The sequence below is a fragment of the Dehalococcoidales bacterium genome, from assembly GCA_041652735.1.
Lineage (GTDB): Bacteria > Chloroflexota > Dehalococcoidia > Dehalococcoidales > RBG-16-60-22 > RBG-13-51-18.
Map to the genome: position 1 here is coordinate 66,367 of JBAZGT010000002.1, position 19,536 is coordinate 85,902.

The following is a 19,536-nucleotide window of genomic DNA, read 5'->3' on the forward strand; positions in this document are numbered from 1 at the left end:
GAGGTGCTATTTATCGGCCTTGGCCGCTTCTAAAATCATACGGCCCTGCCGCACGTCTTCAGCCACCTGATATTTCAGCTCGTCGATGGTCTTGAACTTTATTTCTTTGCGCAGCCTGGCCACGAAGTCCACGGAAAGCTCCCGCCCGTACAAGTCGCCGCTGTAGTCGAGCAGGAAAGACTCCACGGTGCGTTCATTCTTCCCGAAGGTCGGGTTGCGCCCGATGTTGGTCATGGCCTGGAATACCTTGCCGTTGATATGGGCCAGACCGGCATAAACGCCGTCCGGCGGCACCGCCTGCCCCTGGCTCACGTCCAGGTTGGCGGTAGGAAAGCCCATCCCTTCGCCCCGCCCCGCCCCGGTGACCACTCTGCCGTGCAGGATGAAAGGATGCCCGGTCAGGCGGCGGTACTTTTCCATGTCCCCGTCCGCCAGCGACTTCCTGATGGCGGTGGAGCTGACCACCTCGCCGTCAAGCTTCAGCGGCGGCACGATAGTCACGCTGAAACCCAGCTCAATCCCCAATTCCTTGAGTGTCTCGATATCGCCCTTTCTGGCTTTGCCCAGGGCGAAGTCCGGCCCCACCACCAGTCCCCGCATTTTCAGGTATTTTTGCAGCAGCCCGATAAAAACGCGGGCATCCAGGCCGGACAGTTCTTCGTTAAAGGAAAGAGGCACCACGTAGTCCGCCCCGGCCGCTTTAAGCAGCTTCACCCGGGTCTCGATGTCCGTCAGGAATGGCAGCTTTTTACCGGCAGAAAGCAGGTCTTCCGGGTGCTGGCGGAAAGTCACCGCGCCGGCCCGCATTTTTTTTCCCCTGGCCTGACGCAGCAGTTCCGCGAGCAGGTGCCGGTGACCGAGGTGCACCCCGTCAAAAACGCCGATAGTCAGCACGGATTCTTCTTCGGATGAGAACCTGGCTAACTCTTCCTCAACCAGCACGCCTTCTACTCCTCGAGCCGGGTATTGGTTTTTAACGAATAGGGGAAAATAATACCCTCGGGGAAATAGACCCGGCCAATCAATATCATGTTATCATATGCCCAGATTAGCGTCAAACGTAAAAACGGGTAATTAACTGATAATAACGCCTGGAGAACCGGCGGCAGCGCCCGGGAGAAACCCTGGTTTCAGGCGAAGCGGTAAGAGACCAGACCGGCCGGCGCTTTGGGGTAAAAGTAGGTGGACTTCCGGGGCATGCGGTCGTTGCTGTCCGCGATGGCTTTGATAACCCCGGGCTTGACCGGATTGACGATAATGCCCAGCTGGTATTCCCCGTCCTGCACCCGTTTCAGGACATCCGCGGCCTCGTTGACATAGTCCAGGAAAGTACCGGCTTTCTCGTGGGAAAGGCCGAGCAGTTCCTCCAGTATGATATGGTCGACGATGCTGACATCCAGCTTCTGGTAAAGCTCGGAATGGAAGGCCGGGAACATGGGCCGGACGGCGTCCGCATCGCGCAGCGTTAACAGCTGGATGCGCCCTTTTTTCAAGCCGCAGAGCACGAGTCCGGCGATATCGGCGCTGGCGGCCAGCAGCCCTATTACCTGCGACTCTACTCTGGTTTTGTCCACGGTATATTCCCGGACATCGAAGAAGGTATTCAGACCGGCGGGCAGCTCGTCCAGAGCGGAGGGCGCCAGGCCGCGCACCAGGCGGTGGGCCGGCAGGATAATGAGTCCCGGGTCGGCTATGTCCAGCAGCGTCATCATGACAAAGTCGTAAGGCTGCTCTCCGTCGCCCGGCTCGGAGCTGTGTCTTTCGCGCTGGTAGGCCAGGGCGCTTTCGTAGCGGTGGTGACCGTCGGCGATGTACAGCGGCTGGTCGCTCAATATATCGTGTATCGTCTTGATGGATGGCTCGCCATCGACCGCCCAGACGCGGTGGCTTTCCCCGTCTATATTGCCGACGCTGAATGCCGGTTTCCTCTTCATTTCCTTGGTCAGCAGCGTATTGATTTCCCCGCTGTTGTCCTCGTAAATGGCCATGATGGGGCTGGTATTGGCCTGCAGCGTCCACAGCATACTGAGACGGTCGCTCTTGGCCTTGGTCAGTGTCCCTTCGTGGGGGCGGATAATCGCTTTGCTCCAGTCCTCCAGCCGGACGATGCAGTTGATGGTGCGGCGGCGTACCGTCTGGCCGTGGCAGGTGAACTGATGCTCGTCCAGGTATAGAGCGGGACTGGCATCGGCCACCAATACCCGCTGTTCCAGCCACTGCTGCATGGTGGCGGCGGCGCGGGTGTATTTGTTGCTGGTGCTATTGTCCTGCGGCAGATCCTTGCCGTACTCTATGCGGACGAAGTTGTTTTCACTGCGGCGGTAAAGCTCCTCCTGCAAGCGGGGGGAGATAATATCGTAGGGGGGACAGATGACTTTGGCCAGGTCTTTTACCTGCGCGGTATTGTAATGCACGCCGTGGAACGGACGTATCTCCGCCAAAATAGGCTCCTTTTTTTGCGAGAATTGTATATTCAAGTTTAGCCTATAGCGTTGAAAAGGTGCAAGTGGTGATGGAAGTAGCAACTGACAACTTACAAGTATCAAAAAAGAGAAAATGAAAAGTAAAGAAACAGAATCTTGCCCTTTTCACTTTATGATTTACAGTTCCTGGCCACTTGCTACTTGTTGCTTGTTGCTTTTATACTGGTATTAGTGAAAGCCGGCATGATAATCAGAAAACTAGTGGTCGGGCCTTACGCCAGCAACTGCTATATCGTAGGCTCGGAAGCGACTAAAGACGGCATGGTCATCGACCCCGGCGCTAATGGCGCGGAAATTATCCGCACCGTGGAAAAGCTGGGGCTGAAAATAGACCTTATCGTTTTAACCCACCGCCACCCCGACCATGTTGGCGCGGCGGCGCAGGTCAAGGCCGCGTTCAAAGCCCCCCTCGCCGCCCACGCCGAGTGCGCCAAGTACCTCCCCCAGTCCCCCAGCTACAAATTTGAAGAGCCATTCGAGGGCGCTCCCAAGCCAGAACGCATTCTGGCGGACGGGGACATTATAGATATAGGGGATTTGCATTTTAAAGTCCTGCACACGCCGGGGCATACGCCCTGCGGCATCAGCCTCTACGGGGAGGGGCATGTCTTTACCGGGGATACGCTTTTCAACTACGGCATCGGCCGCTATGACCTGATTGACGGGGACTACCATGCGCTGATAAACGGCATCAAGACCAAGCTGCTAACTCTCCCGCCGGAAACGGTCGTCCACCCCGGCCACGGCCCGGACTCCACCATCGCCACGGAAAAACGCGCCAACACCTTCTTGAGATAAGGCTGATATTAATAATAGGCCGTGAGATGTTTGTAATTTGTATATCCGTGTTATAATGGCTATTCTGTCTTTACCTGACAAAATCGTGTTGCTTTCTCTGACTTTTCCGCCCATTATGTAGTTATCAACATGAGGGTCTGAGAATTATTAAGCTTAACATAACATTAATATCGAATACTCTGGATTTGTAGTTGAATTACTATAAATCATAAAACGAATGAGAGTTAACAAAGATTGCCGGAACGAATCGTAGCTGAATTTAGAATAAGTGGTAAAAAATGACGAAACGAATTGAATCTGAAACACTAAAAAAAGAACAACATTAGATATAAAAATAAAAAACTAAAAAACGCCCATTTTACAAAACGAATCGAAGCTACAAGAATAAGGGGCACAGCCCTTTCGAGCCATGCCCCTTTTCTTTTCAAGCCTCCACCCTCACCCCTGATCTCTAATCTCTACCCCCTAAATAAAGAGAGGGCACATCACCAGGGTGATGGTGGCCAGCAGTTTTACCAGTACGTGCAGGGAAGGACCGGCGGTATCTTTGAGCGGGTCGCCCAGTGTATCGCCGACCACGGCCGCCTGGTGCGCGAACGATTTCTTGCCGAGAACGGCGCCGTTTTCATCTTTAAGCTGCCCGTCCTCGATCATTTTCTTGGCGTTATCCCAGGCGCCGCCGCCGTTGTTCATGAAAGACGCCATCAGGATACCGCTGATGGTGCCTACCATCAGCACGCCGGCGACAACCATCGCCGCGTCGATATTCATCGATGCGAAGGATGGGATTTTACCGATGTATTTGAAAGCCACGCCGATGACAATCGGTCCCAGCACCGGCAACAGTCCGGGGGCGATCATTTCCCGCAGCCCGGCCCGGGTGGTGATATCCACACACTTGGCGTAGTCCGGCATGTGCGGGTGCTCTGGGTCTTTAGGATGCAGAATCTCGGGGTCGGCGCGGAACTGGCGCCGCACTTCCTCGATAATCTTGGAAGCGGTCTTGCCCACCGCCTTGATGGCCCAGGCGCTGAAGAGGTAAACAATCATCGCGGCCAGCAGCGCTCCCACGAATACAGAAATGTTGGCGAGGTTAACGACATTGTACATACCTTCCGTGCCGAACTTGATCAGTGAAACCCGGTCCAGGTAAGCCTGGAACAGCAGGAAGGCTGCCAGACCGGCGGAAACCATGGCATAGCCCTTGGTCAGGGCTTTGGTGGTATTGCCCACGGCGTCCAGCCTGTCGGTTATTTTGCGGACTTCCGGTCCGGCCCCGGCCATCTCGTTGATGCCGTTGGCGTTATCCGTGATAGGACCGAAGGTGTCCATGGACAGCACGTAAGGACAGGTCATCAGCATGCCCATGGTAGCCACCGCGGTGCCGAAAGCCCCGGCCCCCTGGACGCCGCTTTGCGCGCCCATCCAGTACGCCAGGATCAGGGAAACGCCGATGATAATGGCGGTGGCGAAAGTGGTGGAAAAGCCGACTGACATGCCCATGATGATGTTGGTGGCCGGCCCGGTCTTGGAAGCCTCTGCTATATCCCGCACCGGCCGGTATTTCGAATCCGTATAGTACTGGGTAACGAAAACAATCACGATACTGGCAGCGATGCCTACCAGTCCGGCGCCGAAAAGCCACCAGTTATCCAGCATATAGTAAACGGTGACCGCCAACCCTACCACGGAAAGACCGATGGCGACGAAGTAGCCGCGGTTAAGGGCGTTCATGGCGTTCTCGTTCTCCTTGGCGCGCACGCAAAGCAGGCCTATCATGCTGGCGAACATGCCGAAGCCGCGCACGCAGAGCGGGAACAGTATCCAGGCTATATTATTGGTAGCCATGTAGGCAAACACACCGAGAATCATCGCACCGATGTTCTCGGCGGCGGTGGACTCGAAAAGGTCGGCGCCGCGTCCGGCGCAATCGCCCACGTTATCCCCTACGAGGTCGGCGATGACGGCGGGGTTGCGGGGGTCGTCTTCCGGTATGCCGGACTCCACCTTTCCTACGAGGTCGGCGCCCACATCGGCGGCTTTAGTGTAGATGCCACCGCCGAGCTGAGCGAACAACGCGACAAAGCTGGCGCCGAAACCGAAGCCGACAATGAGATGGGGGGCGATTTGCGGGTGAGTATTCCCGCCATAAGCGAAAAAGATTACCGTGACACCGATGAGACTTAGCGCGGTGATGAGGAAACCGGAAACGGCGCCGCCGCGCAGGGCGACTTCCACCGCTTCCTTAAGACTGCGCTGTGCGGCCGCGGCGCAGCGGACGTTGGACTTCACCGCGATATACATGCCGATGAAGCCCGCCAGGCCGGAGCATAAAGCTCCCACCAGGAAGGCGACGCCGGTACGCCAGCCTACGTCCAGGCCGGAGTAGCCATATTGCTCTACGCCGGTATGCCCCAGGACGCCCACCAGCACGCCGATGATGATGGCGATGGCCACCGAGTACATGGCGATGGTGCTGTACTGGCGTTTAAGGAACGCCCATGCGCCCTGGAAGATGATATCCCCGATTTCTTTCATTTTGGGGGTGCCGGTGGGGCGCTTCATCACGTTACGGATTAGAAAGATGGCGAAGATGATGGTGATGACGCCCGCGGCAGGTACAACCCAGAAGATGTTTGGTAGTGACATATCTCCTCTCTTATTACCTGTATATTTTTAGACGGTTATGCCGACCTTTTATGATTTCCGCCGGACTTTATCCTTTTTAATTAAAGTACGCGCGGCTTATTTTGAGTGATTATGAAAAAATAATAGAGCAGGGGATAATTCCACCTGCTCTATGACAAACTGTTTTCGAGAACATGGTCATTAATGATTATAGACTGCTTAGGCAATATTGTCCAATGGTATCTAGTTCGCCTTGATATCCGGGAAAACCAAACCCGGCGATATATTTTATTTACCGAACTTAATCCGGGGCAGGCTGGCTTCTTTCATGCTGTCCGCCATCGTCCAGAAGTAGGCTTCGCCGGTGTAAACATGGTACACGGCCAGCAGCGGGTTGGACGGCTCGGTAATGCCAAAGTTCTTCACGAACGGCCGCTCCTCGATGCACTTGGCCCTGATTTTGCTGTCCGTCACGATTTTAGCCTTGCCGGAGACCCGCATGATTTTGCTCATGTCCTTGGCCTGGAAATAGATTTCCACCTTGGGATTCTTCTCTATTTGCTTGTGCAGCGCTTTTACGGACTGTGCCTGGAAATAGATTCCCGTCTCGTCCGCGTACCACATCCCCATGCAGCGCACGCGTGGCTGGTCGCCTTCTGTTGTCGCCAGGTAGCAGGTCTTGTTATCATTGGCGAATTTTACGCACTCTTTAAAGTCCATCTCTGTCTCCTCTCAAAATATTTTCAGTTTATTTGCTTTTGGTATTCCATTTGATGTCAGCGTATTTTTCTCTCAGCTTGGGTTTTTCTATCTTTCCGGTAGGATTGCGCGGCACGTTATCGAACAGGATGAAGCGCGGCCAGGCGTATTTGGGCAGCTTGGGCTCGTAATAAGCCCGCATTTCTTCCTCGGTCAGGGCGGCGCCCTCCCTGGCCTGCACGATAGCCGCCACCACCTCCCCGTACCTTTCGTCCGGCACGCCAATGACCGCCACGTCTTTGACCTTGGGCTGGCCGATAAGCACGGACTCCAGGTCTACCGGGTAGATGTTCTCTCCCCCGCTGATGATTAAATCTTTCTTGCGGTCGACGTAGAAAATAAAGCCTTCCTCGTCCTGCTTGACCATGTCGCCGGTGTAAAGCCAGCCGTCCTTGAGCGTCTCGGCGGTCTTTTCCGGGTTTTTGTAGTAGCACTTCATCACGTTGCCGCCGCGCAGGATAATTTCTCCCACCGTTCCCCGCGGCACCTCATTGCCTTTATCGTCCACCACCCGGGCGTCCAGGTTAAGCTTGGGATAGCCGAAGGAGCCGAGCTTGTGCAGGTTTTCCAGTCCCAGGTGCATGCAGGGGCCGGAGCTCTCGGTCAGGCCGTAATTTTCATCGAAGGAGATATCGGGGAAGTATTTGAGGAAGCGCCGTATCAGCACCGCCGGGATGGGCTGCGCGCCGGAATGCATCAGCCGCAGGGCGCTGAAATCGTAATCGGCCAGCTTTAGCTCGCCCTTGTCCAGCGCCGCCACGATGTCTTGTATCCAGGGCACCAGCAACATGCACAGGGTTATCTTTTCCGCGTGTATGATATCCAGGATAACTCTGGCGGTGACCCGCTCCGTGCCGGTGGTCATTACCGCCCTGGCCCCGCCTATAAGGCTGCCGAACCAGTGCATCTTGCCGCCGGTATGGTAAAGCGGAGGTAGCAGCAGGAAGGTATCGTGGCGGGTCTCGTGGTGGGCGGCGTTTTCGTTCACCGCGGTGTGCTCCAGGTTGCCGTGGCACAGCAGCGTCGCCTTGGGGTCGCCGGTGGTGCCGGAGGTAAAGTATAAACCGGCTTCGTCATCGCCGCTGAGCGTTATTTCCGGCGCGGCCGCTGACGCCTGCGCCAAGGCCTGCTCGAAAGACTCCATGTCCGGCGGGACTTTCTCGCCGGAAAAGATGAAGTGTTCCACCGTTTTCAGCTCCGGCCGTATTTCATTGATTCTGTCGATAAATTCCTGGTCGAGCATCATTATCTTCGGCGCGGCGATGTCCGTGCAGTACTTAATCTGCCGGCTGATGAACCGGAAGTTCAGGGGGGCGGCTATCGCGCCCGTTTTCAAAATGCCGAAGTAGGCTTCCAGCCAGTTGATGGAGTTCATCATCAGGTGCATGACTACGTCGCCCTTTTTGATGCCCCGGCTGATGAGGGCGTTGGCTACGCGGTTGGCCCGGTCGTCGAACTCTTTCCAGGTGACCGACTTTCTCAGGCCCTTGCTCGGCGTTATTTCCACCAGGGCGGTGGCGCCGGGTATCAGCCTGGCGTTCCTGGCGAGAATTTCTGTAATGGTCATAGACCATCTCCTTTAGAGTTAAGAATGGACGGTATGAGGTCGGGGATTACCCCGGGAAGAACGGGAATCGGGTGCAAGCTTGGTATCATGATTGAAGCAAATAGTTCAATGGCTTTTCTCAGGTATAATTAATCCGTCTGATTATAGTCTATCAAAACAAAATATGTCAATTTGTTTAGCTTTGAGAGGCATCTGTCTCTATGCTATAATCTTTGGAGAGACATAAAATGATTGAGCAGCTGGAAAAAATAGAAAAGCGCTATCGGGAGATAGAAGAAAAACTGGCGCAGCCGGAAATAGCCACGGACATGGCCCAGGTGCAGACGCTGGCCCGGGAGCGGGCGGGGCTGGAGGACGTAGTCATCAAGTTCCGCAAATATAAGAAAGCCGCTAAAGAGCTGGAAGACGTAAAAACGATGGGTGCCTCCGGAGGGGACGAGGAAATGGCGGCGCTCATCAAGCAGGAAGCGGCGGCGCTCCAGGCCAGGCTGGACGGTCTGACGGAAGAGCTGAAGGTGGCGCTTATCCCCCGCGATCCCAATGACGAGAGGGACATCATCGTGGAAATCCGGGCGGGCACCGGCGGCAACGAGGCCGCTATTTTCGCCGCCGACCTCTACCGCATGTACAGCCGCTACGCCCAGAACCTGGGCTGGAAAATAGATGTCATCAGCATGAGTGAAAGCGGCTTCGGCGGCTTTAAGGAAATCATCTTCGAGGTGCGGGGCAAGCGGGCGTACAGCCGCATGAAATATGAAAGCGGCGTGCACCGCGTCCAGCGCGTTCCCGTTACCGAGGCCTCCGGCCGCATTCATACCTCCACCGCTACCGTGGCCGTGCTGCCCAAGGCGGAGGAAGTGGATATCGATATCAACCCGGACGAGCTGCGCATAGACATTTTCCACAGCGGCGGCGCCGGCGGCCAGAACGTTAACAAGGTCGCCTCGGCCATACGCGTCACCCATTTGCCCACCGGCATGGTGGTCGTCTGCCAGGACGAGCGCTCCCAGCTCCAGAATAAAGTCAAAGCCCTCTCCGTCCTGCGCACACGCCTGCTGGACATGGAACGTCGCAAGCAGGAAGAAGCGATAACCTCCCAGCGCCGCTCCCAGGTGGGCAGCGGGGAACGCTCGGAAAAGATTAGAACCTATAACTATCCCCAGGACCGCATCTCCGACCACCGTATCAACCTTACCCTCCATAACCTCCCCCGCCTCATGGACGGCGACCTCGATGAGCTTATTGACGCCCTGCTGACCGAGGAACAGTCCCTGCACCTTGAAGGACAGCAGGTGTGAACCGCCGGCAGGTGCTGACCCTGTCCCGCTCTCTGCTTGCTGACGCCCGTATCGAAGATGCCTCCCTTGAGGCTGAAATCCTCTTGAGACATGTGCTGGGCATTGGCCGAGCCCGTCTCTTCGCCGAGCTTGCTCTGGATTTTACCCCCCTTCAGGAAAAAGATTTGCGGGCATTAATTGAGCGGCGCCTTCAGGGCGAGCCTTCCGCTTATATCACCGGCCGCCGCGAGTTTTACGGGCTGGACTTTAACGTTAACCCCCGCGTCCTTATCCCCCGACCGGAAACGGAAATGCTGGTGGAAAAAACAATAGAAATCTGCCGCGCCCGTTCAATTCAAACTATCGCAGACATCGGCACCGGCTGCGGCGCTATCGCCGTCAGCCTGGCGGTTAATGTCCCGTCGGTTAGCATTTACGCCACGGATATCTCGCCGGAAGCGCTGGAGGTAGCCGCGCAAAACGCCGCCGGACACGGGGCAGGGGACAGGATTACCTTTTTGAGGGGGAATTTGCTGGAACCTTTGCCGCAGCCGGTTGACATAATAGTAGCCAACCTCCCGTATGTTAATAAAGCCGACTTATCGTTGGGCGGCTTTGAGCCTTTATTGGCGCTGGACGGCGGCCTGGACGGGCTGGACAAAATAAGGGAGCTTGGTAGCGGGGCGGGGACAAAGCTTAATTCCGGCGGTCACCTCATTCTGGAAATCGGGCAGGGGCAGGCGGACGCTGTGTTTACCATGCTGCGGCAGGCTTTGCCCTCCGGGCAGATAGAAATCAGCCGCGACCTGGCCGGCATCGCGCGCCTGATAAATTTACGTTTGACATAGCCTTGCCGGCGATGTTACATTATTCTGGAATTCCCCGGTAAAAATCTTTAAGGAAAACACTGTTAACATGAATATTATCGTTTGCGTTAAGCAGGTAATCGACCCCGAGGCGCCGCCGGCCAGCTTTAAAATAGACGCCGCCGCCAATAAAGCGGAAATGCGCGGCGTGCCCCCGGTGCTGGACCCCTATGGCGAGATTGCCGTGGAGGCCGCCTTAAAGCTTAAGGAAGCCGGCGGCGGTAAAGTGACCGTTTTGAGCCTGGGTGTTAACCTGCTGCGGGAGGTCGTCAAGAAAACGCTGGCCATGGGCGCCGATGAGCTTATCCTGCTTGAGGACGAGGCCTACGCTGGCGGCGATGCTTACGCTACCGCCGCGGCCCTGGCCGCCGCTATTCAAAAGAAGGGCGACTATAATCTAGTCCTGTGCGGGCGTGAGGCTTCGGACACTAACGCCGGGCAGACCGGCCCCGCTATCGCGGAAATACTCGGTTTGCCCTGTGTCACCCTGGCGCGCCGGATTGAGGCCAAGGACGATGGACTGAGGGTGGAGAGGGTAAACTCGGAGGGCTATGATGTGGTAGTGACATCCCTGCCGGCGGTGGTCACCGTGAGCAATGAAATCGGCCAGCCCCGCTACCCCACCATCAAGGGCATCATGACCGCCAAGAAAATAGAACCGCTGGTCTGGAAACCCGCGGATATCGGCATCGCGCCTGCCGAGGCGGGCGCCTCCGGGCGCAAGACAGCGCTGCGTAAGCTGTTCCAGCCGGTGCATGAGGGCCAGTGTGAAATCGCCGCAGGAGATACCCCGGAAGAAATGGCGGCTAACCTGGCCGTCCGGCTGCGGGAAGCTAAAGTTCTTTAATATCGTATATTAACGGTAGGAGTAAACCAATCATGTCTGACTTTAAGGGTGTAGTCGTTTACTGTGAAATAAAAGGCGATAAAATCCTGCCCATCGCCGCGGAAGCCCTGGGCATCGGCCGCAAGCTGGCGGACGACTTGGGGCAGGAGCTGGCGGCCGTTATCATCGGCGGCGGCATCGCCGCTGTCGCCCCGCAGTCTGTCGCCCAGGGCGCAGATAAAGTCTATGTCATCGATACGCCGCAGCTTAAAGAATATCAGGCGGACGCTTACCTGGCGGCGCTGGAAAAAGCCGTCAATCAGGTAAAACCCGCTATCGTCATCATGGGGCAGACGGACTCCGGGCGCGAACTGGCGCCGCGCTTGGCTTTCCGGCTGGGCGCCGCCGCTACCCTGGACTGCGTCGACCTGGCGATTGACGCTGATACCAGGCGACTCTTGCAGACCAAGCCGGTCTATGGCGGCAACGCCCAGGCTGTCTTTACCGCCGCCGCCGACCCCCAGATAGTGACTATCCGCACTAAAGCGATGGCCGCTCTAGCCCCGGACCCCGCCCGCAAGGGAGAAGTGGTTAACCTGCCGGTGGAGATAGACGCCGCCGTTATCAAGGCAAAAATCACGGAAAGGGTGGTGGAAGAGGTAGCCGGCATCAAGCTGGAAGACGCCCAGGTGGTCGTTTCCGGGGGGAGGGGCATCGGCGGGGCTGACGGCTTCAAACAGCTTGACGAGCTGGCCAGATTGCTGAAAGGCGCGGTGGGTGCCAGCCGTCCCCCTTGCGACAATAACTGGATTGCGGACACGGCGCAAATCGGCCTGACCGGCAAGATAATCGCCCCGGAGGTCTATATCGCCGTGGCTATCTCCGGCTCCAGCCAGCACATGAGCGGCTGCTCCGGCTCCAAGACCATCGTCGCTATCAATAAAGATAAAGAGGCCAATATCTTCAAGCAGGCTCGCTTCGGGGTGGTGGGGGACTGGAAGAAAGTGCTGCCGGCATTTATCCAGAAGCTCAAAGATCTGGCCGCCGCCTGAAAAGAAAGGCGCCCCGTTTTGGGCGGGACGCCTCGTTTATTCTGAATCAGCTAGAGTGACGGACTAGGTCTTTTCCGCTTTCTCCGCCTGTCTCTGGGCTACCAGTTTCTGGGTGATATTAGCCGGCACCTCTTCATAATGGTCGAACTCCACGGTATAGGAAGCCCGTCCCTGTGTCATGGACTTCAGGTCGATGGTGTAGCGCTGGATTTCCGCCAGCGGCGCCTGCGCCTCGATGGTATTGATATCGCCCTGCGGGTTCATCCCCAAGACGCGCGCCCGTTTGGTGTTGAGGTCGCCGATGATGTCCCCGGTGAGGTCGTTGGGCACGGTGACCTTTAAATTCATAATCGGCTCCAGCAGAATCGGCCGTCCCTCCAACATGCCTTTCTTGAATGCCCCGCCTCCCGCTATCTTGAAGCAGATTTCCGATGAGTCCACCTCGTGGTAGCTGCCGTCGTAAAGCGTCGTTTTAATGCCTACCACCGGGTAGCCGCACAGACTGCCCTCGCTGTAGGCTTCCACCACGCCCTTTTCCACCGCCGGGAAGAAATTCCTGGGCACTCTGCCGCCCACCACTTTCTCCGTGAATTCATTCTCGCCGCGCTCCGGCAGCGGCTCCAGCTCCAGCAGCACGTGGCCGTACTGCCCGTGGCCGCCGGACTGTTTCTTGTGCTTGTATTCCGCCTTGGCCGATGTAGTGATAGTCTCGCGGTAAGGCACCTTGGGGGTGGCCAGGTCCACGTTCACCCCGAACTTGCGCTGCATTTTCTCCGCCGCTACCGCCAGGTGCGTGTCTCCTATGCCGGACATAATCATCTCGCCGGTGCCCAGCTCGCGGTGTACTTTCAGGGTGGGGTCTTCTTCCGCCAGCCTGGTTAGACCCGACCCCATTTTATCTATGTCCGTCTTGGTCCGGGGATAAACCGCCTCGCGGAAAATGGGGGTGGGGAAGACGATGGGCGTAAGCTTTAGCTGTTTGTCCTGGGCGCACAGCGTATCGCCGGTGGCGGTCACGTTCAGCTTGGCTACCGCCCCGATGTCCCCGGCCCTGACCTCGGCTACCGGTTCCTGGGTCTTGCCGCGCATGAAATAAAGCTGCCCGATGCGTTCCACCGCGCCCTGGTTGGCGTTGTAAGCCTGAGAGTTGCTGGTGATAACGCCGTTATAAACGCGGAAATAGGTCAGCTTGCCCACGTAGGGGTCGGCGGTGGTCTTGAACACCAGCGCCGCTAAGGGAGCGCTGTCCGACGGGTCTATTTCGCCGCTGGCGGTGGAAATTTTCTGTTCCTTGGGCAGCGGCAGGTAGTCGCAGATGGCTTCCAGCACCCGGTTAATCGCCACATTTTGCAGCGCCGAGCTGGCCAGCATCGGCACGATACTGCCGCTGATAACCGCTTTTCTCAGGGTGGCGTTGAGCACGTCCAGCCCGATTTCTTCGCCGCCCAGGTATTTCTCGATTAATGTATCGTCATTTTCCGCGATGGACTCGACCAGTTTTTCGCGGTAGGCCTTGGCCTGGTCTTTGATGTCCGCCGGGACTTCCACTTCCTGGGTGGGGGAGCCGGTATAGGCTTTCATCGTCAGCAGGTCCACCACTCCCTGGAAGCTGGTGTGTGCGCCGATGGGTATTTGCAGCGGGACGCACTTGGCGCCCAGCTTGTTCTTGGCGTCGTTGACCACCTTGGCGAAGTCCGCGTTCTCCCGGTCCATTTTGTTGACCACGATAAGGCGCGGCAGTTTGGCTTCTTCGCAGTAGCCCCAGGTCATTTCCGTGCCCACTTCCACGCTGGAAGCGGCGCAGATAACGATTATCGCGCTCTCGCTGACGCGCATCCCCGCCTTTACCTCCCCGACAAAGTCGGTGTAGCCGGGAGCGTCGAGGACATTGATTTTCTTGTCCCGGTAGGGCATGGGCAGTATGGAAAGGTTGATGCTGATGCGGCGTTTGGCCTCGTCCGGTTCATAGTCGGATGTGGAAGAGCCCTCATCCACCTTGCCGATACGGTTGATAACACCGGCGTTGAACAGCATCGCCTCGGATATTGATGTCTTGCCGGCACCTCCGTGGGATAGAAGAACGACGTTATGAATGTTATCCGGACCGTATTTAGGCATGAATCCACCTGCTCTCTATAGTTTTCGTGTACTATTATAACCGCAGTCACCCGCGCGCGGCAAGCGAAGCAACGGACGGCAATATCCTGTCGACAAACTATGAATTATATAATTACGCTCATGATGAGCACGTTGGACCATGAGGTCTCGACTGTAAAATCCATCCTTAGACAAGGCTCAGGATGAGCGGTCAAGCACTCCTATTTCCCGAATTTGTCCTTGATGACGATATCCGCCAGTTCCTTGCGCGGCGGGGCTTTGCCTTCCTGGGCCGGTACGCCTACCGGGAAGAAAGTGACGATACGGTAGCCCTTGGGCACATTGATGGCTTTCTCCGCCTTGGCCGCGTCAAAAGCCCCGATAATCACCGTCCCCAGCCCCTGCGCGTGGGCGGCCAGCACCATGTTCTGCACCGCCAGAGCGGTATCGAACATAAACCAGTCGCCTTTATCGGTAACGTATTCGCCGCCGCCCCCCGCCCCCGGCTTGGTGCCGGACTTGCCTATTTCCGCGCATACGGCTATAACCACCGGCACGGTATTGATGGCCAGGGTGCCGGGATTGGGTATTTCCTTGTCCGGCAGCTTTATATTGCTCAGGCTTTCGCCCAGCGCCGCCCTTACTTTGGCATCGCGTAACACCACGAACTTCCAGCACTGGGTGTTCGCCCAGGAAGGCGCCCAGCGCCCGGCTTCCAGGATGGCGTCTATTTTCTTGTCGTCCACGGGGTCGGCCTTGTATTTCCGGATACTCCGCCTGCTTTTAATAGCCTCGAATACTTCCATGTGATTCTCCTTCACTATTAATAGGTATATGGCTAACGGCCGTATTTTTCGTTGAAGAGCACTTCTGAAAGCTGCTTGCGCGGGGATACCTGACCTTTATGGTTGGGCACGCCCATCGGCGTCATCGTGACCACCGCGTATTCCAGCGGCACCTCCAGGATTTTAGCCGCCTTGACAGCGTCGAACCCCCCCACGATAACCGTACCCAGCCCCATGGCGTGGGCGGCCAGCACCAGGTTTTCCGTAGCCAGGGCGATATCGAACATGAACCAGTACTCGCCTTTATCGGTAATGGGGGTGCCTTCGGCGTTGCAGCCGGCCCTGGCTTTCTCGGCGCAGACTACTATCAGCACCGGGGCCTGCTTGATGGATAAACTGGCGGCGCTTTCCAGCCACTCGTTGTCTACCTTTTCTTTCATCAGGCAGCCGGCGACCTCTGCTTTGGTTTTGGCGTCCCGCACTACGATAAAGCGCCAGCACTGGAAGTTGCCCCAGGAGGGGGCCCAGTGCGCTGCTTCGAGGACCGCCCGGACCTTGGCGTCATCTACCGGGTCGTTTTTATAGTGCCGTATGCTTCTCCGGTTTTTAATGGCGTCTAAAACATCCATCGTCGTCCTCCGCAAGCTATTCGGTTAATTTTCCCAGGCGTCTTTGCCTATCAATGCCACGAAACGGCAGCCGCCGAGCTTACGGACGGTTTGGCCGTCTCTTTCCTTGATTACCTTATATAGTTCCTGGACATGCCGCGGGCCAGCCGGTATTACCATTCTGCCGCCTTCCGCCAGCTGCGCTATAAGCGTCTCCGGTATCTCCGGGGCGGCGGCGGTTACCAGTATGGCGTCATAAGGGGCGTCCTGTTCCCGGCCCAGCCTTTCTCCCGCCGGGTATATCTCGATGTTGTTATAGCCCAGGCGGTCCAGCACTTTCCCGGCGGACTCCGCCAGGGCGGGGATGCGTTCCACGGATATCACTTTGGCCGCCAGTTCCGCCAGGATGGCCGTCTGGTAGCCGCTGCCCGTGCCTATCTCCAGCACCTTCTCTTTACCGGTAAGCTCCAGCGCTTCCGTCATCAGGGCGATAATAAAGGGCTGGGAAATAGTCTGTTCCCAGCCGATTGGCAGCGGGCTATCTTCATAAGCCAGGCTGCGGCTTTGCTCCGGCACGAATAGCTCGCGGGGAATGCGGGACATGGCCGCCAGCACCCGCTCGTCTTTAATCTCGGAACCAAGATGCGCTATCAGTCCGGCCCGGGCTGCTGCAAAATCCATCATACTCGCCGTGAAAAACTACTTGAAGATGATAGTTAAAACAATCAACAGGACGACGGTAATAGCCGTGAGAATGCCGATACGCTTTAGTTCCCCGACGATGTATGAGGTATCTATCGTGGCAGCCGGCGCGGCCGCCTTGGCTCCGGCCGTGCTCACGGTACGGACGGGCGCCGCCACCGGTTTGACGGCATCCTGGGTGACCTGCTGCTGCGGCAGGCCGGTCCCGGCGGGCCGCTGTCTGAGTTTATTCTTGTGAGGATGCTTGCCTCTGCCGTGTTTTGATTTTGCGGGCATCCGTTACCTCCGGTTATTTTCTATTTAGCTCTGGGATGAGACTTATCATAAGACCGCCGCACTTCTTCGGTGGTCAGGTGGGTATAGACCTGGGTGGTGGAAATGTTGGCATGTCCCAGCAGTTCCTGCACCGACCTTAAGTCCGCGCCGCCGCTGAGCATGTGCGTGGCGAAGCTGTGCCGCAGGGTATGCGGACTGATCTGGGGGCTTAGGCCGGCGGACTTGGCGTATTCCTTCAGCTTCTGCCAGAACCCCTGCCGGGTCAGCCTGTCCCCGCGTGCGTTAAGGAAAAGCGCCGTCTCTTTATGCCCGTGGGCCAGCTTGGGACGGTCTTCGTCAACGTATTTTTTTACCGCCGCGGCGATATTCTGGTAGAGGGGTATGATGCGCTCTTTTCTGCCTTTGCCCAGGCACCGCACGAAGTAGTCCCCCTCGAAGTTGACATCGCCCATGTTGAGCGCCACCAGTTCGCTTATCCTCATGCCGCTGGCATAAAGTAGTTCCAGCATGGCGCGGTCCCGCCGGGCCTCGGAGGTGCTGAGTTTGGCCGGCTGTTCCAGCAGCAGACGCACCTGCGCCAGCGGTATCGGCTTGGGCAGCGCCTTGCCCACGCTGGGGGAGCTCATATTTTCCGTGGGGTCGGTCTTTATCTGCCCTTCCGCCACCATGAAACTGAAGAAAGAGCGGGACGCCGCTACCTTCCTGGCCATGGTGGTAGCCACGTAGCCCCTTTCCTTGAGGTCGAGCATATAGCCCAGCATTTCCTGCCGCGTGAAATTGGCCCAGGAGGGGGAACGCTGAAGGTTGGCTTGCTTCAGAGCAAATTCCGTTAGCCCGGTGAGGTCGTTCCGGTAGGCGGATATGGTATGTTCCGAATATCCTTTCTCCACTGCCAGGTAATGCAGAAAGCTTTCGATTGGCTCTTTCATCATGTCTCCTCGCGGCCGGATTATCCGCCGACCTTGTCTTTCAGGTTTTCAATCCCTATTTTAACATAATATTTTAACATAAAAAAGGGCGAAACCACCTGCTGATAAGTACGGGATATTTTTTAAGTCTAAAACATTATAATACTGCCGGCAGAAAAATGTAATGGCGGCACCCGGTACTCTAGTAACCCCTGGAACAGGGAAGCGTATCTTTACCTGCAAAATACGCTCACCGGTACTATTACCAAATGGCTATTGTTTACCGTACGAAATATAGATATGATGGATTCAGTAGTAATCACGTATAAATTCATTAAGGCATTCCTGTTATGGTAGTACCTATCGAAGAAGCCAGAAACATTTTACGCAGAAAATCACCTGAGCCGGAGGCTTTACGTCTCATTCCGGAGACGATGGCGCGTAAGCACCTGGCCATACCGGTGGATATTCAAGGCAATATCCTGCGGGTGGCTATGGCTAACCCGTCCGATATCCTCGCCCTGGAAGCGCTGGCCAGCTGGAGCCAGATGCGCATCGAGGCCGAAGCCGCCCCGGCGGATGAAGTCAATGAAGCTATCGACCTCAATTACAAAGACTACGAGCAGATAGAGAAGCAGATATCCAGTATTCCTTTCGCCGCTGACAGCAAGGCCAACAATCAGTTCGTGATCAACACGGATACGGAAGCTCCGGTGGCCCAGGCGTTGACGCTGATTATCGATGAAGCCGTGAAAGCCCGGGCGTCCGATATCCACCTCCACCCCGGTGAAGATAACCTGCGGGTGCGCTATCGTATTGACGGCACGCTGCATGACATGTTCTCCCTTCCCCTCACCACCCTGACGCAGCTTATTTCCCGCATCAAGATTCTGGCCAATATGAACATCGCCGAACATCACCGCCCGCAAGACGGGCAGTTTTCCGTTAAGGCCAAGGGGCGGATGATAGATATCCGTGTCGCCATCATCGCTACCGTATACGGGGAAATGGCGGTGCTTCGTCTCCTGGACAAGTCCAGGGCCAGCCTGAATCTTTCGGAGCTGGGGTTCCTGCCGGATAGTCTGGTCATATATGAAAAGATGCTCAAAGTCCCCTACGGTGTAATTCTGGTCAGCGGCCCCACCGGCGCCGGCAAGACCACCACGCTGTATGCTTCGCTTAACTCCCTGGACCAGTCGGAACGCAATATTATCACCGTGGAAGACCCGGTGGAATACCGCTTCTCCAACATCAATCAGATACAGGTAAACCAGCGCGCCGGCGTCACTTTCGCCAGCGGCTTGAGGTCCATTCTCCGGCTTGACCCCGATGTCATATTAATCGGTGAGATTCGTGACGCGGAGACGGCCAATATCGCTATCCAGTCGGCCCTTACCGGCCACCTGGTGCTTTCCTCCATCCATGCCAATGACGCGGTGGGCGTGGTCACGCGTTTGCTCGACCTCGGTGTGGAGCCTTTCCTGGTCTCCTCCGCTTTAATCGGCGTGGTGGCCCAGCGCATGGTGCGCTGTAACTGCCCCAAGTGCTCCCGCCCGGTGAAAGCCTCCCCGGAAGAGAACGTTATTTACAGCCAGGAAATAGGGGAGGAGAAGAGCGAGTTCTACCACGGCGCCGGCTGCAAGTCCTGCGCCAACAGCGGCTACCGGGGACGGACGGGTATATTTGAAATACTCTGCACCTCCGATGCCTTCAAATCCCTCCTGGTAAAAGGGGCTAACGCCGGCGAGCTGCGAACTCAGGCTATCAAAGACGGCATGGACACGCTGCTGAAAGACGGCATGAGAAAGGTACGGAAAAACATTACCACCCCCGCGGAAGTCCTGCGCAATACCTATTCCGTGGTCTGATAAAATAACGGAGACCTGAATCAGCAAGGGAAAAAC

Annotated in this window: 17 protein-coding genes; 6 read left to right on the forward strand and 11 right to left on the reverse strand. The window is 56.7% G+C overall.

Translation table 11 applies throughout. The annotated features are described in order from the left end of the window. Positions 1–6 precede the first annotated feature (6 nt). On the reverse strand, positions 7–942 hold the full coding sequence (locus tag WC370_01090; protein MFA5308066.1) for a bifunctional riboflavin kinase/FAD synthetase: 936 nt from the start codon (positions 940–942) through the stop codon (positions 7–9). A 188-nt stretch (positions 943–1,130) separates the two neighbouring features. Continuing rightward, positions 1,131–2,441: a DUF1015 domain-containing protein gene (locus WC370_01095; protein ID MFA5308067.1), complete on the reverse strand. Its 1,311-nt coding sequence runs from the start codon at positions 2,439–2,441 to the stop codon at positions 1,131–1,133. 225 nt (positions 2,442–2,666) lie between these two features. Between WC370_01095 and WC370_01100 the strand changes: the two genes are divergently transcribed. After that, entirely contained in the window at positions 2,667–3,281 is a 615-nt protein-coding gene (locus WC370_01100) for an MBL fold metallo-hydrolase (GenBank protein ID MFA5308068.1), read from the forward strand. A gap of 465 nt (positions 3,282–3,746) precedes the next feature. On the opposite strand, the gene WC370_01105 is transcribed toward WC370_01100, so the two are convergent. The 3 genes from WC370_01105 to WC370_01115 form a co-directional block, all read right to left on the reverse strand. Further along, complete coding sequence (locus WC370_01105) at positions 3,747–5,930, reverse strand: sodium-translocating pyrophosphatase (protein MFA5308069.1); 2,184 nt, start codon at positions 5,928–5,930, stop codon at positions 3,747–3,749. Positions 5,931–6,197: 267 nt separating this feature from the next. Further along, positions 6,198–6,629, reverse strand: coding sequence for a pyridoxamine 5'-phosphate oxidase family protein (locus WC370_01110; GenBank protein ID MFA5308070.1), 432 nt, complete (start codon positions 6,627–6,629; stop codon positions 6,198–6,200). Positions 6,630–6,657: 28 nt separating this feature from the next. Next, positions 6,658–8,235, reverse strand: coding sequence for an AMP-binding protein (locus WC370_01115; protein ID MFA5308071.1), 1,578 nt, complete (start codon positions 8,233–8,235; stop codon positions 6,658–6,660). A gap of 227 nt (positions 8,236–8,462) precedes the next feature. On the opposite strand from WC370_01115, the gene prfA reads away from it, so the two are divergent. From prfA to WC370_01135, 4 genes are all read left to right on the forward strand, one after another. After that, positions 8,463–9,533: a peptide chain release factor 1 gene (gene prfA / locus WC370_01120; GenBank protein ID MFA5308072.1), complete on the forward strand. Its 1,071-nt coding sequence runs from the start codon at positions 8,463–8,465 to the stop codon at positions 9,531–9,533. Then, on the forward strand, positions 9,530–10,360 hold the full coding sequence (gene prmC, locus WC370_01125) for a peptide chain release factor N(5)-glutamine methyltransferase (GenBank protein ID MFA5308073.1): 831 nt from the start codon (positions 9,530–9,532) through the stop codon (positions 10,358–10,360). Before prfA ends, prmC begins: the two co-directional genes overlap by 4 nt. A gap of 67 nt (positions 10,361–10,427) precedes the next feature. Continuing rightward, a complete protein-coding gene (locus WC370_01130) occupies positions 10,428–11,225 on the forward strand; it encodes an electron transfer flavoprotein subunit beta/FixA family protein (GenBank protein MFA5308074.1) in 798 nt (265 codons plus the stop codon). A gap of 32 nt (positions 11,226–11,257) precedes the next feature. Continuing rightward, positions 11,258–12,256 carry an electron transfer flavoprotein subunit alpha/FixB family protein gene (locus WC370_01135; GenBank protein MFA5308075.1) on the forward strand — a complete coding sequence of 333 codons (999 nt, stop codon included), beginning with the start codon at positions 11,258–11,260 and terminating at the stop codon, positions 12,254–12,256. A 63-nt stretch (positions 12,257–12,319) separates the two neighbouring features. On the opposite strand, the gene fusA is transcribed toward WC370_01135, so the two are convergent. From fusA to xerD, 6 genes are all read right to left on the reverse strand, one after another. Beyond that, a complete protein-coding gene (gene fusA, locus WC370_01140; GenBank protein ID MFA5308076.1) occupies positions 12,320–14,374 on the reverse strand; it encodes an elongation factor G in 2,055 nt (684 codons plus the stop codon). Between the two features lie 200 nt (positions 14,375–14,574). Further along, entirely contained in the window at positions 14,575–15,159 is a 585-nt protein-coding gene (locus WC370_01145) for a nitroreductase family protein (GenBank protein ID MFA5308077.1), read from the reverse strand. A gap of 32 nt (positions 15,160–15,191) precedes the next feature. Then, positions 15,192–15,767, reverse strand: coding sequence for a nitroreductase family protein (locus WC370_01150; protein ID MFA5308078.1), 576 nt, complete (start codon positions 15,765–15,767; stop codon positions 15,192–15,194). Positions 15,768–15,791: 24 nt separating this feature from the next. Continuing rightward, a complete protein-coding gene (locus WC370_01155) occupies positions 15,792–16,427 on the reverse strand; it encodes a protein-L-isoaspartate(D-aspartate) O-methyltransferase (protein ID MFA5308079.1) in 636 nt (211 codons plus the stop codon). A gap of 18 nt (positions 16,428–16,445) precedes the next feature. Beyond that, entirely contained in the window at positions 16,446–16,724 is a 279-nt protein-coding gene (locus WC370_01160) for a hypothetical protein (protein ID MFA5308080.1), read from the reverse strand. Between the two features lie 20 nt (positions 16,725–16,744). After that, a complete protein-coding gene (gene xerD, locus WC370_01165) occupies positions 16,745–17,653 on the reverse strand; it encodes a site-specific tyrosine recombinase XerD (GenBank protein ID MFA5308081.1) in 909 nt (302 codons plus the stop codon). A gap of 329 nt (positions 17,654–17,982) precedes the next feature. Between xerD and WC370_01170 the strand changes: the two genes are divergently transcribed. Next, the gene (locus WC370_01170; GenBank protein MFA5308082.1) at positions 17,983–19,500 is read left to right on the forward strand and encodes a GspE/PulE family protein; all 1,518 of its coding nucleotides are present in this window, start codon (positions 17,983–17,985) and stop codon (positions 19,498–19,500) included. The last annotated feature ends 36 nt before the right edge of the window (positions 19,501–19,536 follow it).

Excerpts from the sequence above, each read along its gene's own strand:
- WC370_01170 (MFA5308082.1), top strand. The coding sequence starts at position 17,983 with ATGGTAGTACCTATCGAAGAAGCCAGAAACATTTTACGCAGAAAATCA.
- WC370_01115 (MFA5308071.1), bottom strand. The coding sequence starts at position 8,235 with ATGACCATTACAGAAATTCTCGCCAGGAACGCCAGGCTGATACCCGGC.
- prfA (MFA5308072.1), top strand. The coding sequence starts at position 8,463 with ATGATTGAGCAGCTGGAAAAAATAGAAAAGCGCTATCGGGAGATAGAA.
- WC370_01130 (MFA5308074.1), top strand. The coding sequence starts at position 10,428 with ATGAATATTATCGTTTGCGTTAAGCAGGTAATCGACCCCGAGGCGCCG.
- WC370_01100 (MFA5308068.1), top strand. The coding sequence starts at position 2,667 with ATGATAATCAGAAAACTAGTGGTCGGGCCTTACGCCAGCAACTGCTAT.
- WC370_01110 (MFA5308070.1), bottom strand. The coding sequence starts at position 6,629 with ATGGACTTTAAAGAGTGCGTAAAATTCGCCAATGATAACAAGACCTGC.
- WC370_01105 (MFA5308069.1), bottom strand. The coding sequence starts at position 5,930 with ATGTCACTACCAAACATCTTCTGGGTTGTACCTGCCGCGGGCGTCATC.
- WC370_01155 (MFA5308079.1), bottom strand. The coding sequence starts at position 16,427 with ATGGATTTTGCAGCAGCCCGGGCCGGACTGATAGCGCATCTTGGTTCC.
- WC370_01160 (MFA5308080.1), bottom strand. The coding sequence starts at position 16,724 with ATGCCCGCAAAATCAAAACACGGCAGAGGCAAGCATCCTCACAAGAAT.
- WC370_01150 (MFA5308078.1), bottom strand. The coding sequence starts at position 15,767 with ATGGATGTTTTAGACGCCATTAAAAACCGGAGAAGCATACGGCACTAT.
- xerD (MFA5308081.1), bottom strand. The coding sequence starts at position 17,653 with ATGAAAGAGCCAATCGAAAGCTTTCTGCATTACCTGGCAGTGGAGAAA.
- fusA (MFA5308076.1), bottom strand. The coding sequence starts at position 14,374 with ATGCCTAAATACGGTCCGGATAACATTCATAACGTCGTTCTTCTATCC.
- WC370_01135 (MFA5308075.1), top strand. The coding sequence starts at position 11,258 with ATGTCTGACTTTAAGGGTGTAGTCGTTTACTGTGAAATAAAAGGCGAT.
- WC370_01145 (MFA5308077.1), bottom strand. The coding sequence starts at position 15,159 with ATGGAAGTATTCGAGGCTATTAAAAGCAGGCGGAGTATCCGGAAATAC.